The organism is Exiguobacterium sp. s142 (assembly GCF_018618455.1).
GTDB lineage: Bacteria > Bacillota > Bacilli > Exiguobacteriales > Exiguobacteriaceae > Exiguobacterium > Exiguobacterium aurantiacum_A.
Window position 1 is genome coordinate 447,923 of the sequence record NZ_JACSMB010000001.1, and the last position, 21,070, is coordinate 468,992.

General features: G+C 51.5%; 24 protein-coding genes. 4 read left to right on the forward strand and 20 right to left on the reverse strand.

The features are described from left to right. Positions 1–39: 39 nt before the first annotated feature. The 4 genes from KNP77_RS02275 to KNP77_RS02290 form a co-directional block, all read right to left on the reverse strand. A complete protein-coding gene (locus KNP77_RS02275) occupies positions 40–399 on the reverse strand; it encodes a DUF3397 domain-containing protein (RefSeq protein WP_131465340.1) in 360 nt (119 codons plus the stop codon). Then, complete coding sequence (locus tag KNP77_RS02280) at positions 393–1,232, reverse strand: ketopantoate reductase family protein (protein ID WP_131465342.1); 840 nt, start codon at positions 1,230–1,232, stop codon at positions 393–395. Before KNP77_RS02280 ends, KNP77_RS02275 begins: the two co-directional genes overlap by 7 nt. A 109-nt stretch (positions 1,233–1,341) precedes the next feature. Next, complete coding sequence (gene rpmF, locus KNP77_RS02285) at positions 1,342–1,515, reverse strand: 50S ribosomal protein L32 (protein ID WP_081338944.1); 174 nt, start codon at positions 1,513–1,515, stop codon at positions 1,342–1,344. A gap of 22 nt (positions 1,516–1,537) precedes the next feature. After that, positions 1,538–2,065 carry a YceD family protein gene (locus tag KNP77_RS02290; protein ID WP_070327567.1) on the reverse strand — a complete coding sequence of 176 codons (528 nt, stop codon included), beginning with the start codon at positions 2,063–2,065 and terminating at the stop codon, positions 1,538–1,540. Between the two features lie 157 nt (positions 2,066–2,222). Here KNP77_RS02290 and KNP77_RS02295 point away from each other — a divergent pair, with 157 nt between their 5' ends. Beyond that, a complete protein-coding gene (locus KNP77_RS02295; protein ID WP_251138872.1) occupies positions 2,223–3,353 on the forward strand; it encodes a tRNA(Met) cytidine acetate ligase in 1,131 nt (376 codons plus the stop codon). Here the strand turns inward: KNP77_RS02295 and KNP77_RS02300 are convergent. The 5 genes from KNP77_RS02300 to KNP77_RS02320 are packed head-to-tail and all read right to left on the reverse strand — an operon-like array spanning position 3,332 to position 6,139. Further along, positions 3,332–4,324, reverse strand: coding sequence for a SepM family pheromone-processing serine protease (locus tag KNP77_RS02300; protein ID WP_131465346.1), 993 nt, complete (start codon positions 4,322–4,324; stop codon positions 3,332–3,334). The two genes, KNP77_RS02295 and KNP77_RS02300, sit on opposite strands and share 22 nt — an antisense overlap. Then, positions 4,321–4,815: a pantetheine-phosphate adenylyltransferase gene (gene coaD, locus KNP77_RS02305; protein WP_016509015.1), complete on the reverse strand. Its 495-nt coding sequence runs from the start codon at positions 4,813–4,815 to the stop codon at positions 4,321–4,323. The genes KNP77_RS02300 and coaD overlap by 4 nt, the downstream gene beginning before the upstream one ends. Positions 4,816–4,819: 4 nt before the next feature. After that, positions 4,820–5,386, reverse strand: coding sequence for a 16S rRNA (guanine(966)-N(2))-methyltransferase RsmD (gene rsmD, locus KNP77_RS02310; RefSeq protein ID WP_131443407.1), 567 nt, complete (start codon positions 5,384–5,386; stop codon positions 4,820–4,822). Positions 5,387–5,439: 53 nt separating this feature from the next. Next, a complete protein-coding gene (locus KNP77_RS02315) occupies positions 5,440–5,703 on the reverse strand; it encodes a YlbG family protein (protein WP_016508973.1) in 264 nt (87 codons plus the stop codon). Beyond that, positions 5,687–6,139 (reverse strand): YlbF/YmcA family competence regulator, encoded by a 453-nt coding sequence (locus tag KNP77_RS02320; RefSeq protein ID WP_070327571.1) that lies wholly within the window; start codon positions 6,137–6,139, stop codon positions 5,687–5,689. Before KNP77_RS02320 ends, KNP77_RS02315 begins: the two co-directional genes overlap by 17 nt. Before the next feature lie 121 nt (positions 6,140–6,260). Between KNP77_RS02320 and KNP77_RS02325 the strand changes: the two genes are divergently transcribed. Beyond that, positions 6,261–7,016 (forward strand): ATP-grasp domain-containing protein, encoded by a 756-nt coding sequence (locus tag KNP77_RS02325; protein WP_214888128.1) that lies wholly within the window; start codon positions 6,261–6,263, stop codon positions 7,014–7,016. A gap of 102 nt (positions 7,017–7,118) precedes the next feature. Then, positions 7,119–7,478 carry a YugN family protein gene (locus tag KNP77_RS02330; RefSeq protein ID WP_070327573.1) on the forward strand — a complete coding sequence of 120 codons (360 nt, stop codon included), beginning with the start codon at positions 7,119–7,121 and terminating at the stop codon, positions 7,476–7,478. 72 nt (positions 7,479–7,550) lie between these two features. On the opposite strand, the gene KNP77_RS02335 is transcribed toward KNP77_RS02330, so the two are convergent. The 9 genes from KNP77_RS02335 to cyoE all read right to left on the reverse strand — a co-directional run bounded on the left by KNP77_RS02335 (position 7,551) and on the right by cyoE (position 14,897). Continuing rightward, positions 7,551–7,826 (reverse strand): hypothetical protein, encoded by a 276-nt coding sequence (locus KNP77_RS02335; RefSeq protein ID WP_070327574.1) that lies wholly within the window; start codon positions 7,824–7,826, stop codon positions 7,551–7,553. Between the two features lie 5 nt (positions 7,827–7,831). After that, a complete protein-coding gene (locus KNP77_RS02340; protein ID WP_131440363.1) occupies positions 7,832–8,446 on the reverse strand; it encodes an SCO family protein in 615 nt (204 codons plus the stop codon). 20 nt (positions 8,447–8,466) lie between these two features. Next, positions 8,467–8,928: a DUF420 domain-containing protein gene (locus KNP77_RS02345; RefSeq protein ID WP_016509532.1), complete on the reverse strand. Its 462-nt coding sequence runs from the start codon at positions 8,926–8,928 to the stop codon at positions 8,467–8,469. Between the two features lie 23 nt (positions 8,929–8,951). Next, entirely contained in the window at positions 8,952–9,875 is a 924-nt protein-coding gene (locus KNP77_RS02350; protein ID WP_070327576.1) for a cytochrome c oxidase assembly protein, read from the reverse strand. A gap of 136 nt (positions 9,876–10,011) precedes the next feature. Continuing rightward, positions 10,012–10,341, reverse strand: coding sequence for a cytochrome C oxidase subunit IV family protein (locus tag KNP77_RS02355; protein WP_083273975.1), 330 nt, complete (start codon positions 10,339–10,341; stop codon positions 10,012–10,014). Position 10,342: 1 nt separating this feature from the next. After that, on the reverse strand, positions 10,343–10,969 hold the full coding sequence (locus tag KNP77_RS02360) for a cytochrome (ubi)quinol oxidase subunit III (protein WP_131456311.1): 627 nt from the start codon (positions 10,967–10,969) through the stop codon (positions 10,343–10,345). Next, positions 10,970–12,838 (reverse strand): cytochrome c oxidase subunit I, encoded by a 1,869-nt coding sequence (gene ctaD / locus KNP77_RS02365; RefSeq protein WP_214888183.1) that lies wholly within the window; start codon positions 12,836–12,838, stop codon positions 10,970–10,972. Between the two features lie 38 nt (positions 12,839–12,876). Further along, positions 12,877–13,854 carry a cytochrome c oxidase subunit II gene (coxB, locus tag KNP77_RS02370; RefSeq protein ID WP_070327956.1) on the reverse strand — a complete coding sequence of 326 codons (978 nt, stop codon included), beginning with the start codon at positions 13,852–13,854 and terminating at the stop codon, positions 12,877–12,879. Between the two features lie 110 nt (positions 13,855–13,964). Beyond that, positions 13,965–14,897: a heme o synthase gene (gene cyoE, locus KNP77_RS02375; protein ID WP_070327579.1), complete on the reverse strand. Its 933-nt coding sequence runs from the start codon at positions 14,895–14,897 to the stop codon at positions 13,965–13,967. 333 nt (positions 14,898–15,230) lie between these two features. On the opposite strand from cyoE, the gene KNP77_RS02380 reads away from it, so the two are divergent. Beyond that, entirely contained in the window at positions 15,231–16,133 is a 903-nt protein-coding gene (locus KNP77_RS02380) for a COX15/CtaA family protein (protein ID WP_071399536.1), read from the forward strand. Between the two features lie 66 nt (positions 16,134–16,199). On the opposite strand, the gene KNP77_RS02385 is transcribed toward KNP77_RS02380, so the two are convergent. Both KNP77_RS02385 and KNP77_RS02390 read right to left on the reverse strand, forming a co-directional pair. Beyond that, a complete protein-coding gene (locus tag KNP77_RS02385) occupies positions 16,200–17,555 on the reverse strand; it encodes a cryptochrome/photolyase family protein (RefSeq protein WP_131504777.1) in 1,356 nt (451 codons plus the stop codon). A 53-nt stretch (positions 17,556–17,608) separates the two neighbouring features. Further along, a complete protein-coding gene (locus tag KNP77_RS02390) occupies positions 17,609–21,058 on the reverse strand; it encodes a pyruvate carboxylase (RefSeq protein WP_131465354.1) in 3,450 nt (1,149 codons plus the stop codon). Positions 21,059–21,070: the final 12 nt, after the last annotated feature.

Genomic DNA, 21,070 nt, shown 5'->3' on the forward strand with positions numbered 1-21,070 from the left:
CGACTCTATCCTCACGTATAACGACTTCCTTTCAAACGGTCAATGAATCATTTCTTTTGCGACACCGAGCGAGAACAACACGGCGTGTAACGGGACGAGTAGTAAAAATAACAATCGCCAGCCGTGTACGAACATTTTTGTATATAAGACTTCTTCGTGTCGGACTCGCTGCCAAATCGCATTTGCCGGAAAAATAGCGCAGCAGACGGCTAAGAGCAACCAAACGACGTCGTCCCCGACGAGTGTCTCTAATAGGACCGCACACGCATAAAACCAGAGGAACACTCCGGCATCGCAGACAAGTTTAAACGTATTGACCGATTTCGGCATAATTTTTCTAAGTATCATATACACCATAAACCATATGACAAGCGGAAATGAAACGATATACACTAACACGATGCGCTCGCTCCTATTATCAATTTTTGCATGAGTGGGATGACCGTCAGTTTTCGGCCTCTGTCCTCGGCCCGTTTCAAGAGCGGGGTCAAGATGGCATCGACCTCGGTCATACGTCCGGCCTCGATATCTCGAAGCATCGAAGAGCGGTTTTGAGCTGTCTTCTCGATGATCGTCTCAATATATGTATAAGGCACGAACTGATCGAACAGCGGTGTCAGCTCCTCATAGATCGTTTGCGCGACTTCGCGGCAAGGCGGTTCGGCGACGGCTCCGTTCGGGACGCGACAAAGTGCGGTGATCGGATTGATGATCGCGTTCGCAAACAACTTTTCAACGACGACTTGTTCGATATCCGCTTCCCACACGACTTGGAGCGGCGAGGCGATGAACGTGAGCGGCTGTAGGGCATCCAAGCTCCCGATCCGAACTCGGCCGAGACCGCTATGGTTAATTCGATTTTTGTCTCGCGTCACCCCGTGCTCGATGACGCCTAAGTGGAATCCTCGTTCCCGAGCGTACTCGAGATGGGCAATCCCGTTCGAGCAGATGAACACAGGGACGCCCCCGGTAAGCCGTTCTGTCGCCGCGCGCACTTGGTGCGCTTTCGTCGTCACGAAAAAGACGTCCGCATCCGTCTCGTTGAGTGTATGTACCGGTTTGAGCGGGACAGCGACGGTCCCCTTCGTCATACCGGCTCGTTCGATCATGACGTCTTTCGTTTCTTCGCCTCGACCGTACAAGGTGACGCTATAGTCTTTCGCGAGTAACGACGCCATCAACATCCCGACAGCCCCGTTCCCGATAATCCCAATTCGTTTGATCGGCTTCATTCGCTATCCCTCCACAAACAGTGTGCACAAAGAATTTTACCACAATCTGTTTCCAGGACCACACAATTAAAAAAAGAAGCGATCTCCAAGGAGACCGCTTCTTTTCGCATTATTTGCTTGTTACTTCTTTACCGTTGTAATGTCCGCAAGATTTGCAAACACGGTGTGAAAGTTTCATGTCGCCACAGTTCGGGCACTCGTTCATACCAGGTACGTTAAGTTTGAAGTGAGTACGACGAAGACGTTTGCGAGTTTTCGACGTTCTACGGAATGGTACTGCCATCGTTGTCCACCTCCTTGAAAAGTTAGCCGTTCTCGTCCTCTTTTTTAGAGAACAAGTCAGCAAGGCCCGCGAGGCGCGGGTCGATTTTTGGTTGGTCGTCCGGCTGTTCGTCAATGAGAGACCAGCCTTCCCCTTCAACCTGAGTTTTGTCTGTTTCGTTCCCGAAAATTTGAATCGGGACTTCTAACATGATGAGCTCTTTTACGATCGGTCGCAGATCAATCGTATTTCCTTCTGGCAAATTGACATCATCGAATTGCTCCGTATAACGCCCATTCTCCAAAAAGAAAGGCTCGAGCGATTCAATATCAAATTCAAAGACGACATCTTCTAACGTACGCGCATCTGGCAACGTCAGGTCCCCTTGAACCTTCAAATTGAATGTAACTTGATTAGATGTGAACGACGCATCCCCGTGCACATGCACCGGGCGAATCGAACGGATATCCGGATGGAGCTGAGTAAGCTCTTCGAGTTCAACCATCTCATCGATGGAAAAACTGTCATCCTGGTTTCGTAGCTTAAGTAGCTGTGCAATAGACCACTTCATCCGAATCACCTCAATTGCAACAATATGAATTATAGATAGGCCAACTTGTTTTGTCAATGTTTTTTCTTTACACTAAAATCAGTTGGCGACGGCGCTTTGCCAAAGCGTACTTTCCTATCTTACACCAATCCAATCGACAATGCAAAGGAGTAAATTTATGAAAAAGACGGCCATCATCGCGGAGTACAATCCGTTCCATAACGGACATCTCTATCAGGCAAAAACAGCTCGAATCGAAACGGATGCCGACGCCATGATCGCCATCATGAGTGCCCAGTTCACACAGCGCGGTGAACCGGCTGCTTTTGACAAGTGGAGCCGGGCTGCGGCGGCAGTCAAAACAGGGGCGATCGACCTTGTGATCGAACTGCCGACTTGTTACGGCGTCCAACGCGCCGACCGGTTCGCGAGCGCGGCTGTCGCCATCGCGGAACAAATCGGATGCCAGACGCTCTCGTTCGGCAGTGAGAGCGGCGACGCCGATGCGATCCTGCGCGCGGCACACGCTGGCATCGAAGCGACACCCGCCTATCATGACGCGCTCCAACACGCCTTAAAAGCAGGCAAGTCATCCGCCAAAGCATCGAGCGAGGCGTTTGCGGCACTTTATCCAACTTTTGACTTGACGCTCCCAAACAACATTCTCGCCTATCATTATGCGAAAGCCGCTCGCACCATCTCACTCCATACCGTAAAGCGTCTTGGGGCCGGCTACCACGATACAGGCGTCTCGGACGTCATGTCGGCAACGGGTGTCCGGGCCCACTATCTCGAGACCGGAAGTGTCCGGGCTGTCCCAGAAGCGACACGGGCGTTATTCCAGCAGACGTCGATGGCCCACTGGTCGCTCTATTGGCCTGTCTTGCAATTCAAGTTACGGACGATCCCAAAGTCAGAACTCGAACAACTCGTCGGCATTGACGCTTCGTTGTCCCCTCGCTTGATCGAAGCCGGTCTCGCACCGACGTTCGAACAAGCTATGGGCGGCCTGTTGACGCGACGCTATACACGCACGGCCATCCAGCGCGCTCTCGTCTCGGTCCTCATCCATTGGAAACGTGACGAACTTCCGGAACGATTTGACGAAGTCCCATACGTCCGTCCGCTCGCATTCAATGCGATTGGCCGTAGCGTCTTAAAAGACATAAAAAAAACGGTACCGCTCGTCAGCAAGTACCAGTCCGATTTAGCGTTCGAAGCTCGTGTGACCGAGGCGTACCGGTTACCTCTCGGCAACCGGTCACTGCTCGAGCATATGCAAACCCCTCAATTCATCGACTCCAAATAATCGATGGCGTCCTCGACCGTTTCGACCGGAACGACTGCAATATCGCTCTCGAGCCGGTCGAGTGATTCCAGCGCTTCATCATAATTCGAACCGGCCGGCACGAAGAATACCGAGGCACCGGCTCGGTCAGCCGCGACGATTTTTTGCCACGCCCCACCGATCGGACCGACGTTTCCTTCTTCATCGACCGTGCCAGTACCGGCAATCGTCTCACCGCCCGCCAAGTCACCCGGCGTCAACTGATCATAAATCTCTAGCGTGAACATGAGCCCGGCCGAGGGCCCCCCAACGTTCGTCAGTTCAAACGTGACGTCCGGTTCTGTGCGCACATCTTGCACCGGCAGCGGTTCATAAATTCCGAGACCGACACGGTCCCCGCTCCGGTCGAGCGGTTGAACGAGTGTCTTCACGACACGTTCCCGTCCATCCCGTTCGAGCGTGATCGTCACTTCATCCCCCGTCTCGAACGCCGAGACGCGGTTGATGAAATCAAGACGTGACGCGAACGATTGGCCGTCAAGCGCTGTAATGACGTCACCTGGTTTAAGGACGTTCGCCGCGAGCGACCCGGTGATTGGAGCCGAGACGTACATGCCGTCAAACGTGACGGTCACGTCCTCTTCGGCTAGACCGTACGCGTATTGAATGGCCGCTTGCTGCGACGATGACATGAGCAGCTGCTGTCTTCGCTCGTAATCGTCTTCCCCTTCGCCGTCATACAAATAGCGACTAGACGGACTCGCTTCCGTGAACGGCGTGAACCAGCTCCCGACGAGCCAAAGCGGTGTCGCCCGTCGTTGCGAGATCGTGACCATCATCAGTTCACCCGCATCTTTCGTCCCGTCTTCAACCGTCATAAAGGTTTCGATGGTCGTCGCTTCGCCCGGATACGTGATGTAATAAGGTAACGGGGCAAACAGAAAGATGAGCACGGCGACGAGGATACCGAAGCCGATCTTCAGCGACTTCATTGCTGTTGACTCACTTCATATTTTTTCCGAAGTGCCTGTTCGACTTGTTCGGGAACGAGTTCAGCGACAGAGGCGCCGTATTTGGCGACTTCTTTCACGATCGACGAGCTGAGGAACGAGTATTTGCTGTTCGTCATCATAAACAGCGTCTCGACGTCCTCGTTTAACTTCTTGTTGATCGAAGCGATCTGAAGTTCGTATTCGAAGTCAGAGACGGCCCGAAGACCGCGGACGATCGTCGCTGCTTCTCGTTTAGCGGCATACTCGACGAGCAGCCCGCCAAACGCGTCCGCTGACACGTTCGGTAAATGCGATGTCACTTCCCGAATGAGCGTGAGCCGCTCTTCGACGTTGAATAACGGTGCCTTGCTCGAGTTTTCGAGCACCGCGACGATCACTTCGTCAAAGATGGCTGCCGCCCGCTCAATAATATCTAAATGTCCGTTCGTAATCGGGTCAAAGCTCCCCGGGCAAATCGCGATCCGTTTCATATGTTCACTCCTCGGTCGTTGCGTACTCGTAAAGGCTGATCGTAATGACAGACGAGTAGCGTTGAACCTTAATTTTTTCGAGCAGACCGACCCGACCCGGCAACGTCGTCTCGCTGCCATGTTCGCAGACGACGACGCCGTTGTCTGTCAACAGTCGGTTCGATTCAATGAGTTGTAAAAACGATTCATGTTCTTCCTCATGGTACGGCGGGTCCATGAAAATGAGTTTAAACGACCGCCCCGTCTCGGCGAGTTGGTCGAGGACGGCCCGCGCGTCTTGTCTTTGAACCGTCGCTTGTGCCTCGTAACGCGTCGCCCGTAGATTGTCCTGTATCGTTTGAATCGCCTTCCCATGACGATCGACGAAGACGGCACGGTCGCACCCCCGTGATAACGCCTCGATCCCGAGGCCGCCACTCCCCGCGTAAAGGTCGAGGGCATCCCCCCCGGCGAAGTAAGGGCCGATGATATTAAACAATGATTCTTTTACTTTATCTGCCGTCGGTCGTGTCGTCGACCCTGGGACCGCCTTTAGGCGCGTCCCTTTTCGTTCTCCTGAAATGACTCGCATCGTTGATCCTCCATTAGAAAAGATGAAGGCGTCACCACCTTCATCTCGCCCGTTTATTTCTGCTTTGGCTCGTACGTCTCGGCAATGAAAGGCCGTTCGCTCCGAACGACCGCGTCGACGAATGGCAAGGCACTGATTTTCTCGATGATCGTCTCATGGTCTTCTAAGTCCGTATATAAAAAGGCGTACTTCTCACGCTTCGAGACGTAATATAAGTTTGCGTAGCGACGTAGCGCTTTCACTTGTTTGAGCGACTGCACGTAAACGACGAGTCCGATTCGACCTTTTAACTCGAATGATTCAGCCAGCACATCCACAACTTCCGCCTCCTCCGCCACAGCTTCCGCCACCGGAACAGCCACCCTCATCGAAGAACGGGTTGCCGGTAGGCACTTTGATTTTTGGAGATACCGAGAACGCCAACAGCTCACTCACTTCTCCGAGTAACTTATCCAAGTTACGTTCCGCCTTTTTGAAGGCGGCCACTTCCGGTTGCACGTCGAGACGACGCTTCACGAGATGCATCTCTTTTTTAATACGATCGTGATCCGGGTGATGTTTCCCGAACCGTTGCACGTACTCATAATCTTCTTTCATTCGTAAAAATTCCCGTTCGACTTCCTGGGCTTCTTTCGAGCGAGCGCGAGCTTGTTTTGTCGCGATATATGTTTGGAACGATTCGCTCGTCTCGATCAAGGCAGTCAATGCTTCTGTTTGATCGAGCAAATCAATCGTCTGTTCAGTAATAATCATGGCTTTCACCCTTTCTGACATGATTTTACCACAATTGATTCCCTCTGTGAGCAATCGGACTTATAATTGAACGTGACGTAAATGCAGAAAGGAAGTGAACCACCGCTTCGTGCGGTGTACGATGAAAAAAGTCTCGTTTAACATGATTCGCTCGGCCGGTATGAAAACCGACTATGCGAAACCAGAATATTATTATGATCAGCTTGATAAAGTCCGGGCGGCCGATCTCGTCCTCTTCCCGGAGTACTGGATGGTCAACTCGATCATTTACGGATTGAACAAACCGATCTTCCCGTCTCCGGCAACGTACCACCTCGGGCACGATAAAATCGAGATGACACGCGCTTTTACAGCGACGTTCCCGCATCGCATCCCGAAGACGTTAATTTACGGGAAGAACCCGTACACGATCGAACGCGTCCTTGAAGAGTTCGAATACCCGTTCGTCGCCAAGACCGCCAAGTCCTCGATGGGTCAAGGCGTCTGGCTCATTAAAAATGAACAAGAATGGCTCGAATACGTCGACAAACACGAGACGTTTTACGTCCAACAGTTCATCCCGAACGACCGTGACCTACGCATCATCGTCATCGGCGAAGAAGTCGTCGGTTCTTATTGGCGCGTCAGTGAGGCCTTTTTAAACAACGTCGCCCAAGGTGCCCACTTCTCGTATGACGATATCCCAGGTCACGTCGTGGAAGAAGTGCTCTCGATCGCGAAGACGCTTCACATCAATCACGCCGCGTTCGACGTCATCGTCTCAGAGGATACTTTTTACATCTTGGAATTCAACGTCTTCTTCGGTTCAGAAGGATTGATGCCGCTCGGCGTGAGACTTATCGACAAGATTGCGGCGTATCTCGAAACGATGTCTTGACCGTTCATCTTTTTTTCACAATTTGAACACACGTTATTCCAAGAACGTTTTCGAATATGATATGATGACATATGAGGTTTATTAGGGAAAAGGGGGATTATGATGAAATTTGAGCAGTTTCACATCGAGGGAAAAGAGATCCGCTTCGGTTTGCTCGAGACGATCATGGATCATCATCATTTCATCCGTGAAGGCGCTTGGGACTATGAGCGTGCGACGTATGATATGAAGTACGAGAAGCAATCGACGGGCGAGACGTTTTACCTGCGCTTGCCGGTTTATGCGATTGAAGGCCAAATCGAGGACCGTCATGCGGTCGTTAAAATGGTGACACCGATTCTCGGGAAACATTACTACCCGCACGGCGTCGAGTACGACGAAGAGTTCCCAGAAGAAATCGTTCGCGACTGTGAGCGTCGTCTCGCGGCTCTTGCGGAAACACTGGAAGTCAAACCCCTCTAAACGAAGGGGTTTTCTTATGGCCACTCAACAAAAATGGAGAACCCGCTATGGGTTCTCCATTTTTACATACGCTTAACGACTTGCAATCACATTGAGTGTCACGTCGACTTGTCCGAGCAATAGATCGAACTGGTCGCGGACGTAACGGTACAACCGCTCTGCCTCGCTAAGCGAGACGGGTGCGATCAGTAGATAATCGTACCGCTCTTTCGAGAGCGACACGACTTTCACTTCACGCAATCCGAATTCGATCGCGCTACACGCAATCAAATCCTCGATCGCCCGCTCTGCAATCGTCACATCTCCGTATGAATAATCGTTTCCGATGACAGCCATCGTATCGTTCATCTTCTTCACTCCTTTTCTGCAACGAGCACTTTCACGTCCTCCATAATGGTTTCGATGTCGACTGGTTTTTCTCCTGTCGTCGCCATTTGCGCGACTGCACGAACATCATGGTGACGGTCGATGATATACATCGTCGTCGCGTGGGTGACAAGTCCACTATTCGCTTTCGAATAATAGAACTGAAGCTGACGGGTGATCCGGTCGATGTCGGCTTTGTCACCGGTCAACATCTTCCATCCAGTTGGCTCAGCTTGGAACGCCGCTCCGTAGTTCTCAAGTACCGGGATCGTATCGACTTCCGGGTCGACCGTGATGGCGACGAGTTCGACGTCAGTGCCGTACAAGTCGTTCGCCTTCAAGTCTTGCTCGAGTTTCATGAAGTCGCGTAGCGTGAGCGGACAAATGTCGGGACAGTTCGTATAAAAGAACGTGACGATTTTGACTTTGCCGTTATCTGAGTCGTACGGTTGGCCATCGAGCGCGTTCGTCAACGTGAACGGTGTCGGCTCTTGGATGACCGGCAAATCATCTTCTTTGAAGAAGAGGAAATACGAGGCCGCTCCGATAGCGATCAAAATGACGACCGTCAACCCGACCGTCAAGTAACTATTCCGTTTCATGCTCATCCCCCTCTCTTCGGTCATCCTCCGATGATGGCCCGGAAGACGTTCGTCGTCTCACCCGGTTCAAACGCCACATAGAGAAGAACATAGACCATCACACCTGTAATGGCTGTGAAAAACCAGACGACTGATGCTTTCGGTCCGATTTTACGATGTTTCTCGATCTTGTTTTTATAGCCAAGATAGAGTGTGATCAATCCGAGGATACCACCTGTCGTCGCCAGGATGATGTGGAAAATCATGAAAGCGAGATAGTACGGCTTCACCGAGTCCGGACCTCCAAATGCGGTATTCCCAACAAAGATCGTCCGCGAGACGTAAAGGATAAAGAACGTCGTCGCCGCGACGGCAGCTGCTGTCATGACTTTCTTATGCTTTTCAATATTGCGGCGGTCGCGCGCGATAATCGTCCAGCCGATGGCGACCAAAATCGCACTGATTACAATGAATGTCACACTAATTAAGGCAAGATAGTTCATCGATGTTTCCCCTTTGACTTAGTTCATTTTTTCTCTTTCGGTTCGTTCGGTGTGAATGACATGCCTTCGTCAAGCGCGAGCGATTTCGTCCGGCGTACCCAACCGAAGAACGTCCAGCCGAAGAAGAAACCGTACACGACTTCCTGTCCAAGCTTCATCAATACCCCGCCGAAGCGCTGGTCTTCGAGGGCGCTGTTCGTCGCACCCATCAAGGCGTTTAAGTCGAGACCGGATACGTCTCCGTTCGGCATACAGTATCCGAGCACCGTCGCGAACGTCTCAACGTCCGTATAGGCGTCATAGAGAATTCCTTGACTGAAGATGATGAACGCACAAGCAGGCGTCAATAGCACACCGTTTGCGATGATGTACACCATCCGTTTCAAATCGGACATCCCCTCTTCTTCATCCGAGAGGAACGGGGCGATGACCGGATACCACATCGTCAAACTGAAGACGACGAGAGCCCCGTGAAAGATGCGATGCACCCCGTAGTTCGTTAACACGTAATCAAAGATGAATGGCATGTGGTAAAACGTAAATAACGCGTTGAACAACACGAGCGCAATCAGCGGTTTCGTCATAAACTTAAGCGTCGGCCCGATTACTTTATAACTAAATAATTTTTCAAATACCCAATACGGCAATCCGTAAATGACGAGCGCCGGCGCTAACACGTAAACGAGCACCATCTGCAACATATGCACCGAGAAGATGATGTGCGCGAGCACGTCGACTGGACTACCAAATCCGATGTAATAGAGCACGATCGCAAACAACATGCTGAACTTTTGTAGCAACGTGGTCGACTCGTACCCTCGTTTCGCCATTCTCTCTGTGACGAACGCATAGAGGACGTACAACCCTACCATCAACAATCCGAATAACGGACTCCAAAGCGTTGTCCATTCGAACTGTTTGAGTAGCTCTGATGTATTCCAGAGCATCCCTTCACCCCTTTTCTTTCTCTCCTAAACCAATGAAACCGTTCACTTCAAGATTACTATTCCTTTATTTTTGAAGTAAAGCAAAAAGGACTGAATCATCTATGTTTCCACAGATGTTCAATCCTTTGTCACATTTTTACCAAATGAGCAAACGAAGTGCCGCGACAGTGATGATGGCGACGAAAATACCAAGCCACATCATTCCGACGATCCACGTGTTGCCACGGTTGTTCATATGCATGAAGATGTACAGCTGCAAGAACACTTGGATGATGGCGAGGATGATCAAGAAGCCACCCGCCGCCCATACCGGCATGAGCTCCGCGTAGACCGCGCCGAACGCGACAAACGTGAGCAAAATCATCATCGCGAAACTGATCAACTGAAGTTGATACTCGCGTCTCGACTCTGCCTTCACTTCAAGCTCTAACTGTTTGTGTGTTTCGTTCATTGGATTTTTTTCCATGTCAGCTCACCATCCCTAAGAGATAGACGATCGAGAAAATGAAGACCCAAACAACGTCGATGAAGTGCCAATATAAACTCGACACGTAGAACTTCGGTGCGTTGTAGACATCGATCGGACGGTTCCAGTTGCGGATCAACAGCGTCGTGATCCAAAGGAGACCGAACGTGACGTGAGCGCCGTGGAATCCGACGAGCGTATAGAACGCAGAACCGAACGCACTCGACGTGAACGTGTGACCGATATGGTAGTAGTGGATGAACTCGTAAATCTCAGCTCCTAAGAACCCTGCTCCGAGAAGAAGCGTCACGATCAACCAAAACTTCATTCGACCTGGATTGTTCGCCTTCATGTTCATCATCGCGAGCACGCTCGTGAGCGAGCTCGTGAGGAGGAGCATCGTCATCATGAAGACGAGCCCCATCTCAAAGATGTTGTACGAGCGAAGTTCCTCTGGCGCACCAGAATTTAGAAGCCCGACGTACGTTCCAAACAACGAGGCGAAGAGAACCGTCTCTCCTCCAAGGAAGAACCAGAAGGCCACATATTTATTTTTCCCTTCCAGCGTGGCTTTCTCTGGATTGGCCGGAATACCGGTCACTGGGTGTTTTTCAACTGCATGTGCCATTTATTGTTCTCCTTTCTCACGAATCGCTTTCAAATCCGCTTCGATTTGTGATTTTGGAATGTAGAATCCGTGGTCGTCGATCCATGAACGGAGGAACATCGACACGAACGTGATGAGTAAACCGATGACGATCAGTGACCAACCGACAACCGCGTTGTCCATTTGGAAAATCGCGCCAAGTCCAGCGATGAATAACCCGAGTGACATGAAGAACGGGATCAATGAGTTATTCGGCATATGGATGTCTGACACTGGTTCAGCGACAGAAACCCGTTTGTTACCCGCCATTTTCTCGAGCCAGAACGTGTCCAACCCTTTGACGAGCGGTGTTTGTGCGAAGTTGTACTCTGGAGTCGGCACAGGAAGTGTCCACTCGAGCGTACGTCCGTCTTCCCAATGGTCCGGTTTGACGACGTCTTTCGACAAGAACGCCTTGACGACGGCGATGAGCAAGATGATCGTCGACACACCCATGAAGAAGGCACCGATTGTCGACAGCAAGTTCAACGTCTCAAACCCTTGATTCGGCAAGTATGTGAAGACGCGGCGTGGCATCCCGAACAATCCGAGGAAATGTTGCGGGAAGAACGTCAAGTGGAACCCGATGAAGAACAACCAGAACTGCCAGTAGCCAAGCTTCTCAGAGAGCGCTTTGCCGAACATGAGCGGGAACCAGTAGTAAAGTCCTGCGAAAAGACCGTAGACGACCCCACCGACGATTACGTAGTGGAAGTGGGCGACAACGAAGTAACTATCGTGGTACTGATAGTCAGCCGGTGCGACCGAGAGCATAACCCCTGTCATCCCTCCGACGAGGAACGATGGGATGAACGCCACCGAGTAAAGCATCGCGACGTTGAACTTGATCTGCCCACCCCAAAGTGTGAACAGCCAGTTGAAGATTTTGACCCCTGTCGGAACGGCGATGGCCATCGTCGCGACGGCGAAGATCGAGTTTGCGACCGGTCCAAGACCGACCGTGAACATGTGGTGAACCCAAACCATGAAGCCAAGGAACCCGATGAGCATCGTAGCGAATACCATCGTCGTGTAACCGAACAAGCGTTTACGGGCAAACGTCGGAATGATTTCCGAGAAAATACCGAACGCCGGTAAGATCAAGATGTAAACTTCCGGGTGACCGAAGATCCAGAAGAGGTGTTCCCAAATGACGACGTTACCGCCCATTGCCGGATTGAAGTAAACGGCTCCGAACAGACGCTCGAACATCAACATGAACAAGCCGACTGTAAGCGGCGGGAACGCGAAGACGATCAACGCCGAAGCGACGAACGTCGTCCACGTGAAGAGCGGCATCCGCATGAGTTTCATGCCTGGTGCCCGCATGTTCAAAATCGTGACGAGGAAGTTAATCCCGGCCATGAGTGAACCGAACCCTGAGATTTGAAGACCGAGGGCGTAGAAGTCGACCCCTGTCGCTTCCGGTTGCGTCGAGAGCGGCGCATAAGCCGTCCAACCCGCGTTCGGTGCAGCGCCGAAGAACCAGCTAAGGTTCAACATGAGGCCACCGAAGAAGAACAACCAAAAACCGAGCGAGTTAATGAACGGGAACGCGACGTCGCGCGCCCCGATTTGAAGCGGCACGACGGCGTTCATAAAACCGAATAGCATCGGCATCGCCGCAAGGAAGATCATCGTCGTCCCGTGCATCGTGATCAACTGGTTGAACACTTCGCCGCTGACGAAATCGTTCATCGGACGGACGAGTTGCCAACGAATAAGTAACGCTTCAATTCCACCGAGAAGGAGGAAGAAGATTCCTGAGAACAAATACAAAATACCGATTTTTTTGTGGTCAACCGTCGTAACCCAATCCATGATGCCATTGTATTTACGCGGTTGCTGCATAGCAGTGGTCTGTGCCACGTGAAATCCCCCTTTTCCCGTTAGTCAATCTTCTGATCGTACAAGAAGTCAACGAGTGCATCTAACTCTTCATCACTGATTTGGCCTTCACTGAAGCCAGGCATGAGCGCGCCTTGTTTTAATGCTTGTGGATCACGAATCCATTCTTTCAACTTTTCTTCGTTGTTTTCGAGGTAACCCGCCAACCACTCGCGGTCACCGAAGTTCGTCAAGCTCGGCGCGACTTTACCGCCACCGTGGCAGCTCAAGCAGCTTTCGACGTACACTTGCTCACCTGTCGTCAAGTTTTGATTGTCGGCGACAAGGTTTTCTGTGTTCTCGTCTTGCTTCGCTTTCATGTCTTCGAGCCACTGATCGTAATCAGCTTGCTCGAGGGCGATGACTTTGAAGTCCATGAGCGCGTGCGATGGTCCGCAAAGCTCGGCACATTTACCGTAGAACGTACCTGCTTCGTTCGCATGCAACCACATCTCGTTATCTAACCCTGGGTTCGTATCCGTCTTACCAGACAAAGCCGGTACCCAGAACGAGTGAATGACGTCTTTTGATGTCAAGTTGATACCGACCCGTTTACCGACCGGGATGACAAGTTCTTGTCCTGTGACAACACCAGCGTTCGGATATTCGAACTCCCACCAGTACAGGTTGGCTGTAACGTTAATTTCTTCTTCTTTTTTCGCTTCTTTCGCTTTCGCGAGTTCGACAGTCGTTGTGATTGTCGGAACAGCGAGAATGATGAGCAAGATGATCGGAACGACTGTCCAAATCATCTCGAGCGTGCTGCTACCTTCCACTTGCTTCGGAATCGATTCATCTTTCCGACGGAATTTCATGAGCACGTACACGTAAATGACCGTTACGATGACAAGTACAAAGAGCATGATTGCCAAACTGATGAGAATGATCCGGAGCTGAATTTCAGCGCCTTCTCCCATCGGCTTCAATGCAGACAATCCCTCTACGCCGCACCCTGACAATAGCAGCGCGAACATCATCATCGGGACGATGCCAAACAGAAGCTTCTTAAATGATTTCACAACAATCCCCACTTTCTCCCAAAATGATGTGCAATGGTTTCTATATAGTGAGTGCGATTACCAAAGTGCCGTCATGACGAAGGCAGTGCCGTCAGCATGAGTGCGACAATCCACACGACTAAATAAATTAATGAATAAAAGAACATTTTGTTAGCCCACTTGATCTCATCTTCGGCTTTAAACCCTTTCAAACCGAGATATAACCAGTAGCCCCCAAGACCGGCCGCAATGATCACGTAGACCGTACCGTAATGCATAAACAAGAGCGATGCTGGAATGAGCGTCGCAATCCACCAAATGATTTGCCGCTTGGTGATCGCGAAGCCGTTTACAACGGGCAGCATCGGAATGCCTGCCGCCCGGTATTCCTCGACGCGTCGCATCGCGAGCGCGAGGAAATGTGGCGGTTGCCACAAGAACATGACGAGGAACATGAGCCAGGCGTCGATATGAAGCGCCGGGTCAATCGCGGCCCATCCGATCAGCGGTGGAACCGCTCCGGAGATACTGCCGACGACCGTGTTCAACGTATGTGTCCGTTTTAGCCACATCGTATAAATAACGACATAAAAAAATGCCCCGATTAAACCGAAGACTGCTGCTACGTACGACACGATCAATAAAAGCAATGTCCCGACCGCAAGTTGCGTAAGTCCGAGAAGTAAAATGCGCTCCCCTGAAATTTTACCGGTGACACTCGGTCGATTGTCTGTACGTCCCATCAAGTAGTCGATATCACGGTCCACGAAGTTGTTTAGGTAACAACTCCCGGAAATGACGAGCGCGCTTCCTAACATCGTTAATAAGAGCTGTGGCCAAACTTCAAACAAATAAAGCACTGGCGTGTCACTCTGGTATGTTGTTGCCACAAAGAAACCGGCGAACACTAACAAAAGGTTAGCGCGTACGATTCCCATTTTTGCCAAAGCAACATAGTCACGGAACGAGGCGGCGGATTCTGTATAGTCTACTTCTGCCACTGTTCCCGGGTTGACTTTTGTCATGCTGACCCCCCCACATAATCACGAAATCCTCGTATTCTTTTCACAGAAAAAACACAATATGAACAAAGTACACCTAACTCATTACAAAGATACCATATTTCCAAAAAGAATACGTCGTTTATGCTTGTAAAATAGCGAGTTTTTTATGGCGAACGTGTGATAATTGTCACAGTAAAATTCCTGTACTAATACTAGGATAACGATTTTGATAGCGATTGCAAGCTTTTCCGTTTCGTTTTTCCGGACTAAAGCCGTATAATAAGTATGGCGAAAAAAATAAAAACATACAAGGCACAATTCTAGTGATTTTTCTCAAAAAGCAGGTGGAAACGAATGCATAAAAAACTCGCACTATTCTCAAGCCTCGTCACCCTCGGTATGATGCTCGTCTTGATCATGGGCGGTACTGTTACGAAAACCGACTCAGGTGACGGTTGCGGGACGGACTGGCCGCTCTGTCACGGGAAACTGATCCCGACGAACCCGAGCGTCGAGACGATGATCGAATACAGTCACCGCGTCGTGTCAGGGATTGAGGGACTCCTCATCATCGCCTTGACGATTTGGACGTTCACGGTCGTCAAAAATCGATTCGATGTCAAAGTGTTCGCGTTCCTAGCGTTCATTTTCATGTTGATCCAATCGATCATCGGCGCCGGAGCCGTCATCTGGCAACAGTCGGACGCGATTCTCGCGCTCCATTTCGGGATCTCGCTCGTCTCGTTTGCGTCCCTGCTCATCCTGACGATTCTTTTATTCGAAGGTGAACGGGTACACAAAGCGGTATCCGAAAAACTAAAGATTCACTTGTACGGGTTGACGATTTACACGATGGTCGTCGTCTACACAGGAGCATACGTCAGACACCTCGGTGCGACATACGCCTGTGTCGGTTGGCCGATCTGTGAGCAAAACGTGTGGACGTTCGAATCATACGTTCAAATGGGGCATCGCATCATGGCGGCACTCCTCGTCTTCTACACGCTCTACGTCCTTTATTTGGCCCGACGCGAAACGAACCGTCTCGTCGAACGGGGCATGTGGGCCTCACTATTCTTCATCATGCTTCAAGTCGGCACGGGTGCATGGATCGTCCTTGGCGGCCATGCCACATATGTACCGCTCTTGCACGCTTTCTTGATCACGTGCTACTTCGGGATCATCTCGTACTTGGCGTACCATGCGTACCGAAGCACCAATCGAGCGGTAGACGCAGCTCGAAAAGAAACGGTCTGACGAATCAAACTAAATCACGAATCACAAAAAGGAGCGGGCGACCGCTCCTTTTTGTATGCCTATTTGTCACTGCACGTCCTTGAACCGCTCGAGCGCCCTTGCACGCGCCGCCTTATGATCGACGATCGGTTCGATATAACCGTCCCGATCTGACGGGTCCGGGAAATGGATCGCTTTCCTGTCAACGTCAGCCAACTCGGTTACATATTTGCGGATAAACGTCCCGTCCGCGTCGAACTTCTCCGACTGGATCGTCGGATTAAAGATCCGGAAATACGGCACGGCGTCCGTTCCGACCGAAGCGGCCCATTGCCATCCGCCGATGTTCGAGGCGGCCTCGTAGTCGATCAACTTCCGTTCGAAGTAGCGCTCGCCTTTGCGCCAGTCGATCAACAGATGTTTCGTCAAAAACGAAGCGACGATCATCCGGAGCCGGTTGTGCATCCAACCGGTCTCGTTCAATTGACGCATCGCCGCGTCGACGATCGGATACCCGGTCTCGCCACGGCACCATTTCTCAAACTGATCGTCATTGTCTTCCCAGTCGAGATGTTTATATTTATCATTGAACGGCCGGTCTTTCAGTCCCGGAAACTGGACCATGATCATATAGTAGAACTCGCGCCACAATAACTCATCGTAATACGTGTCACGTCCTGTTGACTGCCGCGCCTCGAGGACGGCTGCTGTGACCGTACGAATCGACAACACACCGGTCCGTAAATACGGTGACAGCCGGCTCGTCCCGGCGATCGCCGGGATGTCACGGTCTTCAGCGTAACTCGTCACCCGGTGTTCCACAAAATCGCGTAACCGTTTCATAGCCGCTTCCTCTCCGAGCGCTTTCCACGAACGTTCACACCGGTCAAACTGCTGTTTCAATTCATCAGGTAGTTCATGTTGCTTCGTCGCGAGTTGTTTCAATCGAGCGACGTCGACGTCGTACGGTTGTGGCGGCGTCTCAGCGTACACCGCTTTTTTGAATGGCGTATACACTTTATACGGAGTACCGTCTTTTTTCGTGAACGCGTTCGGGGCGAATAAATGACGGTCGAGTAAACGGATGACTAACACGTCTCCCCCGAGCGCTTCGATGACCGCATCGTCACGTTGTTTGAACGGCTCGACATACTCAGCGTTAAAATAAAGCGCGTCGGGTCGTCCGAGCTGCTCGACAAACGCTTCCGCTGAGTTGGCAACAATGGTGCGAAGCCCGATCTCTTGATCGGCGAGCTCCTGCATGAACTGCTTCATCGTCGCGAAAAAATAATCGTGTCTCGTCTCGAACGGCTCGCAGTATTTCGGATTGAGCCAAAAGACGAACTCGATGTCATCGTCATCGGCGGCATCTTTCAAGACCCGGTGTAACATATGGTTGTCACTTAATCGAAAATCTGACCGGAACCAACATACTCGTCTCATCTTTCCCACTCCCTATCTAAAAAAGAAGCATAGCTTGGCTATGCTTCTTTTGATTATACAAATTCAATCAACAAGTCGTCACTTTGGATTGTGTCGCCTTCTTTAATATGGATCGCTTTAATCTCACCGTCTTGTGCGGCTTGGATCGTCGTCTCCATCTTCATCGCCTCAGTGACGAGAAGTTGTTCCCCACGATGGACCCGGCTTCCTGGTTCGACGAGTACTTTCAAGACCGAACCTGGCATCGAGGCCCCGACTTGTTTCGAATTCGAGCGTTCCACTTTCGGTCGGCTCGTCGTCGCCGACTTCACGTTGACGTCTTTAATCTCGATTTCACGTGGTACGCCGTTCATCTCATACGAGACGAGGCGGATTCCGTCTTCGTTCGCAGCGCTCACTTGAACGAGCTTGATGATGAGCGTCTTCCCTGTCTCGATTTCGACTTGAATCGTCTCGCCGACGTTCAATCCATAGAAGAACGTCAACGTGTCAAGCACCGAGACGTCACCGTACGTGTTCGTATGGGTCACATAGTCCTCGAACACTTTCGGATAAAGCGCGTTCGCGAGCAGTTCAAAGTCCGTCACCGGACGTTCGAGCTTCTCAAATAACTTCGTTTGAGCCGCTTCAAAGTCGTACGGCTTGATCAGTTTACCCGGACGGACCTCGAGCGGCGCCTCACCTTTGAGAATCGCTTGTTGGACGTCTTTCGGGAACCCTCCTGGAGGCGACCCGAGCTCACCGCGCATCATCTCGACAACCGAGTCTGGGAAATCGAGTTGATTTCCTCGTTCGATGACGTCCTGTTCGCTCAAGTTATGTTGGACCATGAAGAGTGCCATGTCCCCTACGACTTTAGACGACGGGGTCACTTTGACGATATCGCCGAACAACATGTTGACGCGGGCGTACATCGACTTCACTTCACTCCAGCGGTCACCGAGACCGACCGCTTTCGCTTGTTGCTGCAAGTTCGAATACTGTCCGCCCGGCATCTCATGCTCATACACCGATGGATTCGATGCACGCATGTCACTTTCGAACGGTTCATAGTTATGACGCACGTCTTGCCAGTAGTCACTGATGACTTCGTAGTGCTTCGCATCGATCTTCGGCTGGCGTTCGTGATGGTCGAGTGCGTAAATCAAACTTCCACCTGAAGGCTGCGACGTCATACCCGACATCGAGCTCGCTGCGACGTCGACGATATCGACGCCCGCATCAGTCGCCCGTGCGTAAGTGAAGATCCCATTCCCCGAAGCGTCGTGCGTGTGCAAATGAATCGGCAAGTCGACGGCGTCTTTCAGTGCCGACACGAGCGCATACGCCGATTCAGGTTTTAAGAGGCCAGCCATATCTTTGATTGCAAGAATATGAGCTCCGCTCGCTTCGAGCTGCTTGGCGAGATCGACGTAGTACGGCAAGTGATACTTCGGACGGTTTCCGTCATACAAGTCACCGGTGTAACAGATTGCCGCTTCTGCGACTTTCCCTGTCGGCAGCGTCGCGTCGATCGCGAGTTTAATCGATTCGATGTTGTTCAAGCTGTCGAAGATACGGAAGATGTCGACGCCGGCATAAGCCGCCTCGTGGACGAACTTCTCGATGACGTTGTCGGCATAGTTTTTATACCCGACGGCGTTGGCACCGCGAAGGAGCATTTGAATCAAGACGTTCGGCATTTTCTCACGAAGGCGCATGAGACGTACCCACGGGTCTTCCGAGAGGAAACGGTAGGCGACGTCAAACGTTGCCCCGCCCCACGCCTCGACCGAGAACAGTTCTGGCATGAGTTTACTCGTCGGCTCGGCGATATTCAAGATGTCTTGCGTCCGCATCCGTGTCGCGAGGAGCGACTGGTGGGCGTCTCGCATCGTCGTATCCGTCAAGAGCAGCTCTGGTTGACGTTTGATCCAGTCAGCCAAACCGTCTGGACCGAGTTCTGTCAGGATTTGTTTCGTCCCCGGCTTCGCTTCGGCCGGAAGGTTTTGCGGGATTCGGACCGAGCGGCTGATCGGCTTATCTTTCAAGCCGACACCCGGGAATCCGTTGACGGTGACGTCCCCGATATAGTTGAGGAGTTTCGTCCCTCGGTCTTTCCGTTTCGGGAAGACGAACAGTTCGGGTGTATCATCGATGAACGACGTACTATAGTCCCCGCTAATAAAGTTTTGGTGCTTCATGACGTTGATCAAAAACGGGATGTTCGTCTTGATGCCGCGAATCCGGAACTCATTCAAGTTACGGACCATCTTCGCTGCCGCTTGTTCGAACGTCATCCCGTGCGTCGACAGCTTGACGAGGAGCGAGTCGTAGTACGGCGAGATTTCAGACCCGACGTAGGCGTTCCCGCCGTCGAGACGAACCCCAAAACCGCCTGGCGAACGATACGCCATGATTTTCCCTGTGTCCGGCATGAAGTTGTTAGCCGGGTCTTCCGACGTGACACGGGATTGGATCGCATAGCCGAGCAGTTTGATATCTTCTTGCTTCGGCATGTGAATCACGTCACCGTGAAGCGACTCGCCTTGGGCAATCATGAGCTGTGTTTGGACGATATCGAACCCGGTAACCATCTCCGTGATCGTATGTTCGACTTGGATCCGTGGGTTGACCTCGATGAAGTAGAACGACTCATCCTCAGTGACGAGGAACTCGACCGTCCCTGCGTTCACATAGCCGACGTGACGCATCACTTGAACCGCCGCGTCACAGATTGCTTGACGAGACGCCTCCGACAACGTCACACACGGTGCGACTTCGACGACTTTCTGGTGACGACGTTGAACCGAGCAGTCACGCTCAAACAAATGGATGATGTTCCCGTGATCATCCCCGAGAATTTGCACCTCGATATGCTTCGGACGTTCAACTAATTTTTCTATGTACACTTCGTCCGAGCCGAACGCTTGCTTCGCCTCTGACTTGGCACGTTCAATCAAATCTTTCATCTCGGCCTCGGTCCGGATGACGCGCATACCGCGTCCGCCGCCGCCCATTGAGGCTTTGACCATGAGCGGGAAACCATGCACGTTCGCAAAGTCGAGCGCGTCTTCGTACGAAGTCAATGGACCGTTCGAGCCTGGAATGACCGGTAGCCCGGCTGCGATCGCGTTTTGACGAGCCCGAACTTTATCTCCGAACGCGTGCAGGTGCGATTCGTCCGGTCCGACGAAGATGATGCCTTCTTCGCGGCAACGACGAGCTAGTTCAATGTTTTCCGATAAGAAACCGTAACCCGGGTGAATCGCGTCACTCCCCGATTGCTTCGCGATTCGAATGACGTCTTCGATGTCGAGATAGGCGTCGATCGGTTTCTTGTTGAGACCGATCAAATACGCTTCATCGGCTTTAAAACGATGTAACGATCCACTATCCTCTTGCGAATAGATGGCGACAGTACGCATTCCTAATTCTGAGGCTGCCCTAAATACACGAATGGCAATCTCTCCACGGTTGGCTACAAGCAATTTGCTAATTGATTTCAACCTAAATCCCCCCATTTTGGAAATCGT

Bases quoted from the DNA above. Each gene is read 5' to 3' on its own strand.
- KNP77_RS02350 (WP_070327576.1), bottom strand. From the start codon at position 9,875: ATGCTCTGGAATACATCAGAGCTACTCAAACAGTTCGAATGGACAACG.
- KNP77_RS02380 (WP_071399536.1), top strand. From the start codon at position 15,231: ATGCATAAAAAACTCGCACTATTCTCAAGCCTCGTCACCCTCGGTATG.
- ctaD (WP_214888183.1), bottom strand. From the start codon at position 12,838: ATGCAGCAACCGCGTAAATACAATGGCATCATGGATTGGGTTACGACG.
- KNP77_RS02320 (WP_070327571.1), bottom strand. From the start codon at position 6,139: ATGATTATTACTGAACAGACGATTGATTTGCTCGATCAAACAGAAGCA.
- KNP77_RS02295 (WP_251138872.1), top strand. From the start codon at position 2,223: ATGAAAAAGACGGCCATCATCGCGGAGTACAATCCGTTCCATAACGGA.
- KNP77_RS02385 (WP_131504777.1), bottom strand. From the start codon at position 17,555: ATGAGACGAGTATGTTGGTTCCGGTCAGATTTTCGATTAAGTGACAAC.
- KNP77_RS02335 (WP_070327574.1), bottom strand. From the start codon at position 7,826: ATGAACGATACGATGGCTGTCATCGGAAACGATTATTCATACGGAGAT.
- KNP77_RS02360 (WP_131456311.1), bottom strand. From the start codon at position 10,969: ATGGCACATGCAGTTGAAAAACACCCAGTGACCGGTATTCCGGCCAAT.
- KNP77_RS02340 (WP_131440363.1), bottom strand. From the start codon at position 8,446: ATGAAACGGAATAGTTACTTGACGGTCGGGTTGACGGTCGTCATTTTG.
- rsmD (WP_131443407.1), bottom strand. From the start codon at position 5,386: ATGCGAGTCATTTCAGGAGAACGAAAAGGGACGCGCCTAAAGGCGGTC.
- coaD (WP_016509015.1), bottom strand. From the start codon at position 4,815: ATGAAACGGATCGCGATTTGCCCGGGGAGCTTTGACCCGATTACGAAC.
- coxB (WP_070327956.1), bottom strand. From the start codon at position 13,854: ATGATGATGTTCGCGCTGCTATTGTCAGGGTGCGGCGTAGAGGGATTG.
- KNP77_RS02355 (WP_083273975.1), bottom strand. From the start codon at position 10,341: ATGGAAAAAAATCCAATGAACGAAACACACAAACAGTTAGAGCTTGAA.
- KNP77_RS02300 (WP_131465346.1), bottom strand. From the start codon at position 4,324: ATGAAGTCGCTGAAGATCGGCTTCGGTATCCTCGTCGCCGTGCTCATC.
- KNP77_RS02330 (WP_070327573.1), top strand. From the start codon at position 7,119: ATGAAATTTGAGCAGTTTCACATCGAGGGAAAAGAGATCCGCTTCGGT.
- cyoE (WP_070327579.1), bottom strand. From the start codon at position 14,897: ATGACAAAAGTCAACCCGGGAACAGTGGCAGAAGTAGACTATACAGAA.
- KNP77_RS02280 (WP_131465342.1), bottom strand. From the start codon at position 1,232: ATGAAGCCGATCAAACGAATTGGGATTATCGGGAACGGGGCTGTCGGG.
- KNP77_RS02390 (WP_131465354.1), bottom strand. From the start codon at position 21,058: ATGGGGGGATTTAGGTTGAAATCAATTAGCAAATTGCTTGTAGCCAAC.
- KNP77_RS02345 (WP_016509532.1), bottom strand. From the start codon at position 8,928: ATGAACTATCTTGCCTTAATTAGTGTGACATTCATTGTAATCAGTGCG.
- KNP77_RS02290 (WP_070327567.1), bottom strand. From the start codon at position 2,065: ATGAAGTGGTCTATTGCACAGCTACTTAAGCTACGAAACCAGGATGAC.
- KNP77_RS02325 (WP_214888128.1), top strand. From the start codon at position 6,261: ATGAAAAAAGTCTCGTTTAACATGATTCGCTCGGCCGGTATGAAAACC.
- rpmF (WP_081338944.1), bottom strand. From the start codon at position 1,515: ATGGCAGTACCATTCCGTAGAACGTCGAAAACTCGCAAACGTCTTCGT.